Origin of the sequence: Goodfellowiella coeruleoviolacea (assembly GCF_024171785.1) — a bacterium.
Lineage (GTDB): Bacteria > Actinomycetota > Actinomycetes > Mycobacteriales > Pseudonocardiaceae > Goodfellowiella > Goodfellowiella coeruleoviolacea.
Window position 1 is genome coordinate 314,509 of sequence record NZ_JAMTCK010000005.1, and the last position, 11,905, is coordinate 326,413.

The window sequence follows — 11,905 nt, forward strand, 5'->3', positions numbered from 1 at the left end:
GAACACCACCGCCGGACGTGGACCAGCCCGGCGAGGTGACGGTGGGCGAGGACTTCTCCGACGCGGTGCTGGCCGGCAGCCGGTGGGAACGCCGGTCGTTCGAGCACTGCGACTTCACCGAGGCCGACCTGCGCGGCCTGCGCACCCGGGGCTGCACCTTCACCAACTGCGACTTCACCCGCGCTGACCTGGGCGATTCCCAGCACGAGCTGACCGCGTTCCGCTCGTGCACGTTCTACCGGACCACGCTGTCCGGCAGCCGGTTCACCGGCGCCAGCCTGCTCGGGTCCACGTTCGTCGAGTGCCGGCTGCGACCGGTGACCCTGCGCGAAACCGATCTCACCCTGGTCGGCCTGAGCGGGGTGGACCTGCGCGAACTCAGCCTGACCGGGCTGCGGCTGCGCGAGGCCAACCTCACCGACGCCGACCTGCGCGGCAGCGACCTGCGGGAAGCCGACCTGTTCGGGGCGCGGCTGCTCGGCGCGAAACTGGCCGACGCCGACCTGCGCGGCGCCCGGATCGACGCCAACGGCCTGGTGCAGGCCAAGCTCGCCGGCGCCCGGGTCGACCTGGACACGGCCGTGGCCTTTGCCGCGGCGCACGGCCTGGTCGTGGACTGACACCGGCGCTGCGGGGCCACGCGGTTCGCCGGTGGCCCCGCAGCGGCGGTCAGCCCGAGACGGGCGGGTGGTCGGCGGGCAGCTCGGTCAGCGCGCCCTCGGCCAACAGGTCCTCGATGGACTTGGGCAGCAGGTACGCGGTGCCGCCGCCGGGCTGGTCGAACCAGGGCACGGCCACCCCGGTCAGCACCTCCAGCGGCCGACGCAGCTTGTACAGCCGGTACGGGCGGTTCACCCACGACGGCACCAGGGAGCGCTGCTCGAACAGGGTGCCGGCCAGGTAGGTGAGGTTGCCGTCGGGCTGGCCGAACCGGTCGACCTCGGCGCCCGCGGGCAGCTCCACCATCCGCTTGTGCCGGAACAGGGTCAGCGGCGGCTCACCCGGCAGCGGCTGGATCGGCCAGCTGGCCTGCTTGGACTTGCCGCCCTCGCCGCCGGACGGGCGGCCGCCACCTGCCCGGGTCGACCTGTTGGCCGCGCCCGCCCCGGCCTGGCGTGCCTCGACCGGCTCGGCCGGCCGGGCCTTGGCCGGGTCACCAGCGCGGGCACCAGCCGCTTCGGCCGGTCGGGGCGCGGGCTTCGGCGCTGGCTCGGTCGGCCGGGCCACCGGCGGTGGCGTGGCCGGCTTCATCAGCAGGGTGGCGTCGGCGGCCGGTTCGGCCGGCCGAGCCGGCGGGGGCGTGCCCGGCTTGCCCGGGCCGGGGCGCCGGGGCAGCGCCTCGGTGGGCCCGACGCCCGGATCCTCGCGCCGGCCAACGGGCTCGTCGGGGCGCGGGTCCGCGGCATCGCGCCGCCCCACCGGCTCACCGTCGTGCCCGCCCACCGGCTCGGGGTCGCGCCCACCCACCGGCTCGGCCGGGCGCGGTCGGACCGGGCCGGCCGCCACCGGCATGGGCATGGTGGTCGCGGGCGCGGCCGGCCGCTGGTCGGCCTCACCGCCCGGGTGCTGGTCACCCCGGTGCTGGTCACTCCGGTGCTGGTCGGGTGCTGCCTGGTCAGCCGGCCGGTGCTCGACGGGCCGGTGCTCGACGGGCTGGGGGTGGGCACCGCCCCGGCCGCGCGGCACGGTCAGGATCAGCTTGCCGATCAGGTACGCGGCCGCGTCGTCGATCCGGTCGAAGCCGACCGGGTTGACCGGCTCCGGCTCGTACCAGGCGACCTCCCACCGGTTTCCGGCCGCGCGCAGGCACCAGGTCCCCTCGGCCGGCTCCCCGAACCGGTAGGCGGCCGGCGGCACCTCCAACTCGTCCAGCACCCGACGCAGGTTGAACAGCTCGCGTTCCTCGTCCACCCCGCGCGGGCGGGGGCGCGGCTCCGGTTCGGCCGCCGGCCGGGCGACCGCGTCCGGCTCACCGCCCGGTTCCGCCGGTCCCCCGGCGTACCGGTCGGCCTCGAACCGGTCGGCGTCGGTGAAGCGGTCCGCCTCGAACCGCTCGTCCGCCGGCTGCCCGGCCGCGAATTCCCCGGCGTCGAACTTCTCGGCGGCGCGGGTGCCACCGTCGAAATCCTGCGCGTCGAATTCGTTCGCCCTGAACTCGTCGGCGCCGAATTCCTCGGAATCGAATTCTTCGGCGTCGAACTTCTCGGCACCGAATTCCTTCTCGGCGAACTCGGCCGGTTCGAACTCCTTGGCGGAAAAACCGTCCGAACCGAATTCCGGCTCGTCGAACGACTCGGCGCCGAAGCGCTGCGCCGCCGCCGGCTCCCGATCCGGGCGCCCCCGGTCGCGCGGCTCCCGCCCACCCGGTTCCCGGTCGAATCCGTGCTGGTCAGCCTGGTCCCGGTCGAACAACTCGCGTTCGAAGGACTCCGGATCGAACGGCTCCTGGTCAAACCGTTCCTGGTCGAATGCCTTGCGGTCGACCGATTCCGGCTCGACAAACTCGCGGTCGACCGCGCGCGGCCCGGCCGACTCGTGACTGGCCAGCTCGTACTCGGCCGGTTCCGGCTCGATCTGCGACCGCCGGACCGAGCCGTGTCGAGCCGGCGGTTCGGGCGTGCGCTGGTCGGTCCCGGCGTAATCAGCGAGTTCGTAGTCGACCAGTTCCGACTCCAGGTCGGGCAGGATCAACTGCTGGGTGACGCCCTCGGTGTCGTGGTCGTCCCGCCGGTCCCGCTCGTGCTCCCGGTCCCGGCCGTGGTCCCGGTCCCGGCCGTGGTCGTGGTCGTGGTCCACCAGGTCGTGGTCCACCAGGTCGCGCTCGGCGAGGTCCCGGTCCCGGCCAGCGCGGTCGTCCTGGTGGTCCCGGTGGTCCCGGTCCCGGTCGTCCCGAGCGCGGTCGTCGTGGTCCTGGTCGCCGTAGCCCCGGTCGTCGTAGTTCCCGTCGTCGTAGTCCCGGTCGTCCCGGCCGCGGCGGTCCCGGTCGTCGCCGTCGTAGTCCACCGGCGCGTCCGGGATCCGCTCCAGGGTCCAGTCGGTGAGCGCCTGGGCGTTGTCCACGTCGAGCCGGTCGTCCTGGTCGGCGTCGTCGTCGGCGATCCGGCCCGCGTCGTCAGCGCGCCGGGGGTCCTCCCCGTGGTGCGGGTCGTGGCGCGGGTCCGCACCGTGGTGCGCGTCCTCCCGCCGGTCCTCGGCCGTCTCGGTGGGGTCGGGCACCGCCGGCATGTTGATCTCGGTCGGCGTGCTGGCCAGCGCGTCGGTCTCCCCCGGGGGAACGAACGCGGCGCGCGGCGGCACGGCCGTGGTGCGCTCGAAGTCCGGCTCGAACCGCTCCCGGGCGGGCGGTGGTGGCGCCACCGGCGGCTCGGCCACGTCGAGGATCGGCTCTCCCCGGTCGACCTCGCTCCGCCCCGGCCAGTCCTGGTCCGCCCGGCGGTCCCGGTCCCGCTCACGGTCCCGGTCCCGGTCCGACCGGACCCGGTCCGAGCGGTCCGGGCGGTCCGACCGGTCCGGTGCTGGTCCGTCCTGGCCGGGCACCTCCCGATCCTCGGCGACCGGGTCCAGCGCGTCGTGGTCCCGGGCCGGGGCGTCGCGGGTGTCCCGGTCCGGGCGCTCCGGCACGGCACGCGGTTCCGGACCGGCGCCGGGGACGCCCGCCGGGGGCACGAACGCGTCGGCCGGCGGCTCGGCCGGTGCTGGCTGGGCCTCGTCGTACTGCTGCGGGGTGAACAGGTCCACCGGGGGACTGGGCTCGCGGAACGCGCGCTGGTCGTACCGGCGCTTGCGGTGGTCCGGCCCCCGGTCAGCGCCCGCCTGCCTGGGGTCGGCGCCGGCCCGGCCGGCCGGCTCGGCCCGCCGGGACTCCTCCCGCTGTTCCAGCGCGGCCAGGTCGACCACGGCCGTGGCGCCCGCGTCCGCCGGCGGCCGGCCCGACACCCGGGTGGTGGGCGGCGGGTCGAGCAGCTCCGGGTCGGGCGCGGCCAGCAACTCGGTGGCCGAGCCGGCGGCCGGCTCGGGCCCGCCGCCGTACTGCGGCAGCTCGTCCAGTGGCCTGGGCAGCGGGGTGGCCCGGGGCGCGGGTGGCCGGCCGAGGCTGACCGCCGCGGCCATCCGCACCTCCTCGTCCACCTCGGGCAGCCGGAAGTCGTGCGCCCGGACGTGCTCGACCAGGTCCAGCTCGGGCGGCACGCCGTAGCGGCGCAGGTAGAAACCGACGGCCGCGGGCCAGATCCAGGTGCCGTCGGTCTGGAAGGCCACCGGCACCAGCTCGGGGTTGTCCGGGGCGAGCAGGTCGGGGTCGTAGCCGCGACCGGCCATCACCACCGGTGCCTCGTCCAGGTAGCGCAGCAGCGCGTCGTAGTCGCGGTCCGGCACCGGCGGGCGGTTCACCGTGGGGCGCCCGCTCATCCCGGCGCCGTCGAAGACCCGGGCGTTGCGGAACACCGGCGGCTGGTTGCGCTCGGCCGGGCGCGGTGCCGGGTCCGGCCGGTACGGGTCGGGCCGCGGCGCGTCGTGTCGTTGCGGCTCGCTCCTGGTGCTGGCGAGCCGGTGTCGCAGCCACTCCGGGACGTTGTCCTCGGTACGCGGGAAGAACCGCAGCTCATCGCCGTACGCCTGGGGCGGCGGCGGGGACTGCCAGTGCGGCTCCTCCCGGTCGAACTCCAGGTTGTAGCTGGAGGGGCGGTCGAGTTGGTAGCGCGCGTTGAACCAGGACCCGCGCCCCTCCCGGTACATGCCGGCGCGCAGCCTGGCGAACAGCGACGCGGCCTCCTGCGGAGCGGTCCAGCCGTGCACCGAGCCGTCCTCCAGCTGCACCTCGGCGGACAGCTCGAAGTAACGCCCGGTCGCCCGGTACTCGGCCATGACGCGGTGCCAGTCCTCGGGAGCCGCGCGCATCAGGGTCAAGCCGATCTGCTTGACCAGGGCGTCCTGCTCTGTCGGATTCAGCGGAGTGGGCTGAGACACGGGGAACATCTTCTCTCGCCGGGGACCGGGCGGACATGCCCACCCATCTGGCTAGCAGATCACATCACTCCTACCGGAACTCACCCAACAGCGAAAGCGCGAGCCGCGATCGAGCTTTCATGATCCGCTATTCATCTGTTCGGGCGACACCCTTTCACACCTTTGGTCAACACGGCATTCGGTCGAGCCGAACCGGACACAAAGCCCAACGCGACGCCTCCCGGTGACGGTCCGTCCGGTTCGTCGCACGCGGCGTGCTGCCGGAGGATGGGTGCACGTGACCCCAAGCACCGCCGCGTCGCGTCAGCCGGCACCCCCTGTCCGACCCACCGGCCACCCCGACCACGGCACCAGCCCGGCCCAGCGGGTGGTCGGCGCCGGCCTGGCCGCGCTGGGCGGGCTCGCCATCGCCGTGCAGGGGCGGATCAACGGCCAGCTCGGCGCGAGCCTGCACGACGGCATGGTGGCCGCGCTGATCTCCTTCGGCGTCGGCCTGGTGCTGCTGCTGGCCACCGTGCCCACCACGGCCGCTGGCCGGCGCGGCCTCGCCCGGCTGCTGGCCGCGCTGCGCGCCGGGCGGCTGCGCTGGTGGCAGTGCCTCGGCGGGATGTGCGGCGCCTACCTGGTGACCACGCAGGGGCTGACCGTGTCGCTGCTGGGTGTGGCCGTGTTCACCGTGGCCGTGGTGGGCGGGCAGGTGATCAGCAGCCTGGCCGTGGACCGCGCCGGCTTCGGCCCGGCCGGCCCGCAGCCGCTGACCCGGCCCCGGGTGATCGGCGCGGTGCTGGGGCTGGTCGCGGTGGTGGTCGCGGTGTCCGACGAGTTCGGCCACCCCGACCAGCTGTGGTGGGCGGCGCTGCCCGCGCTGGCCGGCCTCGGCCTGGCCTGGCAGCAGGCGGTCAACGGGCGGGTGCGGGTCGCCTCGGACCACACCATGGTCGCCACCCTGGTGAACTTCACCACCGGCACGGCGGCGCTGCTGCTGGTGTGCGCGGTGGACGTGCTGGTGCGGGGCTGGCCGACCAGCGCGCCGCAGCAGTGGTGGCTGTACGTGGGCGGCACCCTGGGCATCGTGGCCATCGGCACGGCCGTGGTGGCGGTGCGGCTGATCGGCGTGCTGCTGCTCGGGCTCACCTCGGTGGCCGGTCAGCTGCTCGGCGCCGTGCTGCTGGACCTGGTCGCACCCACCGACGGGGGCCGGATCAGCGCGGCGGGCGTGGCCGGAACGGTGGTCACGCTGATCGCCGCGGCCGTGGCGGCCCTGCCCAGCCGTCGACGGCGCTCGGCGAGCCGCGGTGCGTCGGCGTGAGGGGATGCCCGTCCGGGGGATCGGCGCCAGCGGGGATCGGCGCGGAGGGGAACCGCGCCAGCGGGGATCGGCGCCAGCGGGGATCGGCGCCAGCGGGGATCGGAGCGGAGGGGAACCGCGCCAGAGGGGAACAGCGCGGAGGGGAACCGGCTCTGAGAAGATTGACACCGTGAGCGCGACGATCCTCGACGGCAAGGCCACCCGCGACGCCATCTACGCCGACCTGCGCGAGCGGGTCGCCGCACTGGCCGACCAGGGCGTGGTGCCCGGACTGGGAACCGTGCTGGTCGGGGACGATCCCGGCTCGCGCGCCTACGTCAAGGGCAAGCACTCCGACTGCGCCAAGGTCGGCATCACCTCGATCCGCCGGGACCTGCCGGCGGACATCTCCGAGGCCGACCTGCTCGCCGTGATCGACGAACTCAACGAGAACCCGGAGTGCACCGGCTACATCGTGCAGCTGCCGCTGCCCGGCCACATCAACACCGGCCGCGTGCTGGAGCGGGTCGCCCCGGACAAGGACGCCGACGGCCTGCACCCGACCAACCTGGGCCGCCTGGTGCTGGGTGAGCCGGCGCCGCTGCCGTGCACCCCACGCGGGATCGTGGAGCTGCTGCGCCGCTTCGACGTGCCGATCGCCGGCGCCAACGTGACCGTGGTCGGCCGGGGCGTGACCGTGGGCCGCCCGCTCGGCCTGCTGTTCACCCGGCGGGAGGAGAACGCCACGGTGACGCTGTGCCACACCGGCACCACCGACCTGGCCGCCGAGGTGCGCCGGGCCGACATCGTGGTGGCCGCCGCCGGCAAGGCCGGGCTGATCACCCCGGACATGGTCAAGCCGGGCGCGGCCGTGCTGGACGTGGGCATCACCCGCACCGAACAGGGCCTGTCCGGCGACGTGCACCCCGAGGTGCGCGAGGTCGCCGGTTTCCTCGCCCCCATCCCCGGCGGGGTCGGCCCGATGACCAGGGCGATGCTGCTGACCAACGTGGTCGAAGCCGCCGAGCGCGCCCAGGCGGCGCTGGCCGAGTGACCGGGTGGGGCGCAGTGTCGATCACGAACACCTCGTCGGCCGCTGTCGCCGCACCGCACACGAGCGCGAAGGGTGGTGGCAACGGCATGCCCGACCAGCGGCGCGGCCGGTCCGCCGTGGTGCTGCACCTGCCGTTCGCGGTGGTGCTGGTGCTGGTGGCGATCGGGATCGTGCGGCTCGCCCAGTACTACTGGCGCGAGGGCACGGTGCTGATCGGCCTCGCCCTGCTGGTCGCCGCCGCCCTGCGCGCGCTGCTGGCCAACGAGCAGGCCGGCCTGCTGGCGATCCGCAGTCGCAGCGTTGACGTGCTGCTGTACTCGGCGTTCGGGGTGGCGGTGATGGCGGTGGCGCTGACCATCACCGGCGGCCCGTTCGGCTGAGCCGGCCGGGTCCGCGCCACGCTCAGCGGAAGTCCCGGGACGACGAGGGAACCCGCAGGTCGAGGTGTTGCAGCCGGTCGGCGTTGAGGTTGATCACGTCACCGGCCCGCTCCACGACGCCCCGCACCAGCAGCGCCGGACTGGACCGGGCCACCCGCCGGTACCGCGCCCACAGGCCCGGTGAGCAGGCCACGTTGACCATGCCGGTCTCGTCCTCGATGTTCAGGAAGGTCACCCCGCCCGCGGTTTCCGGCCGCTGGCGGTGCGTGACCGCGCCGCCAACCAGCACCCGCGTCCCGTGCTCGACCTCGGTGAGCCGGGCGGCCGGCAGCGCGCCGAGCGCGGTCAGCCGCTCCCGGATGAACTGGGTGGGGAAGCTGTCCGGGGACAGCCCGGTGGCCCACACGTCGGCCACGGCCAGTTCCACCTCGTCCATGCCGGGCAGGGTGGGGGCGCTGCCGCCCACCGCGGTGCCCGGCAGCCGGTCCGGCCGCTCCCCGGCCACCGCGCCGGCCGCCCACAGCGCCTGCCTGCGGTCCAGGCCGAAGCTCGCGAACGCGCCCGCCGTGGCCAGCGCCTCGACCTGGGGCGTGGTCAGCCGGACCCGCCGCGCCACGTCCGCCATGTCCCGGTACGGGCCGCCGCGCTGGCGCTCGGCCACCAGCTCCTCGGCCAGCCGCTGCCCGATGGTGCGCACCGCGCCCAGCCCCAGCCGCACCGCCAGCACCCCGTCCGGGTCCACTGTGGATTCTTCGGTGGCGGATTCTCCGGTGGCACCCGGTGCCGGCACTCGCTCCAGCGTGGCGTGCGGCAGGCTGGCGTTGATGTCCGGCCCCAGCACCGGCACCCCGTGCCGCCGGGCGTCCGCCACCAGCGACTGCGGCGAGTAGAAGCCCATGGGCTGGGCGCGCAGCAGCGCCGCGCAGAACGCCGCCGGGTGGTAGTGCTTGAACCAGGCGCTGGCGAACACCAGCAGGGCGAAGCTCAGCGCGTGGCTCTCCGGGAACCCGAAGTTGGCGAAGGCCGTCAGCTTCTCGTAGATCCGGCTGGCCAGCTCCGTGCCGATCCCCTGCCGCGCCGCCCCGTCGTAGAAGCGCTGCCGCAGCCGCTCCATGCGCGCGCTGGACCGCTTGGCCCCCATGGCCCGGCGCAGCTCGTCGGCCTCACCCGCGCTGAACCCGGCCACGTCCACGGCGATCTGCATCAGCTGTTCCTGGAACAGCGGCACGCCCAGGGTTTTCGCCAACGCCGGCCGCAGCAGGTCGTGCTCGAAGGTGACCGGCTCCTCGCCGTTGCGCCGGCGGATGTAGGGGTGCACCGAGCCGCCCTGGATCGGGCCGGGCCGGATCAGCGCCACCTCGACGGCGAGGTCGTAGAACGTGGCCGGTTTGAGCCGGGGCAGGGTGGCCATCTGGGCCCGGCTCTCCACCTGGAACACCCCGACCACGTCGGCCCGTTGCAGCATCGCGTAGACGTTCTCGTCGGCCAGGTTCAACTCGCCCAGGTCCACGCTGACGCCCTCGTGCTCGCGCACCAGGTCGATCGCGTAGTGCAGGGCGGAGAGCATGCCGAGGCCGAGCAGGTCGAACTTGACCAGGCCCACCGCGGCGCAGTCGTCCCGGTCCCACTGCAACACCGACCGGTTGGCCATCCGCGCCCACTCCACCGGGCACACCTCGCTCACCGGCTGGTCGCAGATCACCATCCCACCGGAGTGGATGCCCAGGTGGCGGGGAAACCCCAGCACCTCGTCGGCCAGGTCCAGCACGGCGGGCGGGATCGGGTCGTCGCACTCCTCGGCGACCGCCCGCACCGACCCCCACCGGTCGATCTGCCGGCTCCAGGCGTCCTGCTGCCCCGGGGAGTGGCCCAGCGCCTTGGCCATGTCCCGCACGGCCGAGCGAGCCCGGTAGGTGATCACGTTGGCCACCTGGGCGGCCCGGTCCCGGCCGTACTTGGCGTAGACGTACTGGATGGCCTCCTCCCGCCGGTCGGACTCGATGTCCAGGTCGATGTCGGGTGGGCCGTCCCTGGCCGGGGTCAGGAAGCGCTCGAACAGCAGACCCCAGCGCACCGCGTCGACGTTGGTGATGCCCAGCGCGTAGCAGACCGCCGAGTTGGCGGCCGAGCCCCGCCCCTGGCAGAGGATGCCGTTGGCCCGGCAGAACCGCACGATGTCCCACACGACCAGGAAGTAGCCGGGAAAGCCGAGCTGTTCGACCACGGCCAGCTCCCGTTCGACCTGCGCGTAGGCGGCCGGGTTCTCCTGGGCCGAGCCGAACCGGGCGGGCGCCGCCGCGTACACCAGTTCCCGCAGGAAGCTGTCCTCGGTGTGCCCGGCGGGAACGTCGAACGGCGGCAGTTTCGGGGCGACCAGCTTCAGGTCGAACGCGCACCGCGCACCGAGTTCCGCGGCGCGTTGCACCGCACCGGGGTAGCGGGCGAACAACTCGGCCATCTCCGCGCCGGACCGCAGGTGCGAGGTGGGCGCCGGGGGCAGCCAGCCGTCCATCTCGTCCAGCCCGCGCTGGGCGCGCACCGCGGCCAGCGCCGCGGCCAGCCGGCCCCGGCCCGGGGTGGCGTAGTGCGCCCCGGTGGTGGCGACCGTGGCCAGCCCGAGTTCGGCCGCCAGGCCGGCGAGCACGTCGTTGTGCAGGCTGTCGTCGGGCAGCCCGTGGTCGGTCAGCTCGACGAACACCCCGTCCCGGCCGAACAGGTCGACCAGCCTGCGCAGTTCGGTTCTGGCCGCGTCCGGTCCACCGCGCACGAGCGCGCGCCGCACCGCGCCCTTGCGGCACCCGGTGAGCGCCAGGCAGTGCCCACTGGTCTCCGCGGCGAGCCGCTCCAGGTCGTAGCAGGGCCGGCCCTTCTCCGCCCTCGGCTGGCCGCCCTGGCCGCGCTGGCCCTCCTGGCCGTTCTGGCCGATCTGCCCGCTGCCCCGGTGGTCACCGAGGTGGCCCGCGGTGACGGCCCGGCACAGCCGCCGGTACCCCTCCGGCCCGGTGGCCAGCAGCAACAGGTGTTCGCCCACCGGGTCGGGCACACCGTTCTGCGGGCTGGGCAGGCCGAGGCTCAGCTCGGTGCCGAACACCGTGGGCATGCCCAGCTCCCTGGCCGCCTCGGCGAACCGCACCGCCCCGTACATGCCGTCGTGGTCGGTGATGGCCACCGCGTCCAGGCCGAGTCGAACAGCTTCCTCGACCAGTTCCTCCGGATGACTCGCGCCGTCCAGGAAACTGAAGTTGGAGTGGCAGTGCAGTTCCGCGTACGGCACCCGCCGCTGTGCCGCACCAGCCCGGGCCCGTCTGGCCTGCCTGGCCTGTTCGGCCAACTGGACCTGCTCGACCGCCCCAGCCCGCTCGACCAGCCCAGCCTGGTCAGCCAGCCCAGTCTGCTCGGCCTGCCAGGGCTGTGCTGTCCGCCAGGCTTGCCCTACCGGCCAGGTCGGGCCGTCCCGCTGCTCCGCCCGGTTGGCGTGCCCAGCCCGCCCGGTGCCGCCAGAACGGTCCCTGCCAGAACAGTCACCGCCAGAACTGGCGCCGCTGGAACTGGAGTGGCCGGAACTGGAGTGGCCGGAACTGTCGCTGCCGGGGCGGGCGCGACCGGCGTTGGCACGACCAGGTCTGCCGCCACCATCACCGGCCCGAGAAGCGTCACCGGCCCGGGACACGTCACCGGCCTGGGACGCGTCACCGGCCCGGGAAGCATCATCGATCCGGTCGGCATTACCGGTCCGGGAGGTGGTGATCGGGGGCCGCCCGGACAGCACTCGCTCCAGGTCGGCCCACCGCTGATGCGGGTTGTGCCAGCTCATCCATCCACCGGGGCGTCGTCGAGCGGGCGGCGCGGGGCGGGGACCACCACCTGCAGGCCAGACCACGACCACGCGGCCGGGCGGCCCGTGAACCGGGAACGCGGTGCTGCCCCTTGCCCCTGTCCGGGTGTCCGCTCCTGCTCAGGTGTTCGTTCCCGCCCGGGTGTCAGCTCCTGCCTGGCTCCCGGATCCCGCCGCCGTTCCCAGGCCCGCTCCTGTTCCCAGCCCCGCTCCCGACCACAGGCCTGTCCCTGCCCTCGGTCGGACTCCTGACCGCCGGACTGTTCCTGGCGCTGGTGCTGTTCCTGGCCCTGGTGCTGTTCCTGGCCGAACCAGGAGTACCCGGTCCACCGGATGCGGACGGTGTTCTCCGGGTCGTCCCAGGAGTTCTCGAACGCGACCAT

At 74.4% G+C, this 11,905-nt stretch carries 7 protein-coding genes; 4 read left to right on the plus strand and 3 right to left on the minus strand.

What is annotated here, in order from left to right; translation table 11 throughout:
* Nucleotides 1-35: 35 nt before the first annotated feature.
* Nucleotides 36-620 (plus strand): pentapeptide repeat-containing protein, encoded by a 585-nt coding sequence (locus tag LX83_RS12970; protein WP_253771167.1) that lies wholly within the window; start codon nt 36-38, stop codon nt 618-620.
* A gap of 49 nt (nt 621-669) precedes the next feature.
* Here the strand turns inward: LX83_RS12970 and LX83_RS38400 are convergent, their stop codons facing one another.
* Nucleotides 670-4,965 carry a glycohydrolase toxin TNT-related protein gene (locus LX83_RS38400; RefSeq protein WP_407649541.1) on the minus strand — a complete coding sequence of 1,432 codons (4,296 nt, stop codon included), beginning with the start codon at nt 4,963-4,965 and terminating at the stop codon, nt 670-672.
* Nucleotides 4,966-5,242: 277 nt separating this feature from the next.
* Here LX83_RS38400 and LX83_RS12985 point away from each other — a divergent pair, with 277 nt between their 5' ends.
* The 3 genes from LX83_RS12985 (at nt 5,243) to LX83_RS12995 (ending at nt 7,687) form a co-directional block, all read left to right on the plus strand.
* Entirely contained in the window at nt 5,243-6,274 is a 1,032-nt protein-coding gene (locus LX83_RS12985; protein WP_253770799.1) for a DMT family transporter, read from the plus strand.
* 169 nt (nt 6,275-6,443) lie between these two features.
* Nucleotides 6,444-7,307, plus strand: coding sequence for a bifunctional methylenetetrahydrofolate dehydrogenase/methenyltetrahydrofolate cyclohydrolase (locus LX83_RS12990; RefSeq protein ID WP_253770801.1), 864 nt, complete (start codon nt 6,444-6,446; stop codon nt 7,305-7,307).
* An 86-nt stretch (nt 7,308-7,393) separates the two neighbouring features.
* Nucleotides 7,394-7,687 (plus strand): DUF3017 domain-containing protein, encoded by a 294-nt coding sequence (locus LX83_RS12995; protein WP_253771172.1) that lies wholly within the window; start codon nt 7,394-7,396, stop codon nt 7,685-7,687.
* Nucleotides 7,688-7,709: 22 nt separating this feature from the next.
* Here the strand turns inward: LX83_RS12995 and LX83_RS13000 are convergent, their stop codons facing one another.
* Both LX83_RS13000 and LX83_RS13005 read right to left on the minus strand, forming a co-directional pair.
* The gene (locus tag LX83_RS13000; RefSeq protein WP_407649553.1) at nt 7,710-11,072 is read right to left on the minus strand and encodes an error-prone DNA polymerase; all 3,363 of its coding nucleotides are present in this window, start codon (nt 11,070-11,072) and stop codon (nt 7,710-7,712) included.
* 425 nt (nt 11,073-11,497) lie between these two features.
* Nucleotides 11,498-11,905, minus strand: a complete 408-nt coding sequence (locus LX83_RS13005; RefSeq protein ID WP_253770803.1) for a hypothetical protein — start codon at nt 11,903-11,905, stop codon at nt 11,498-11,500.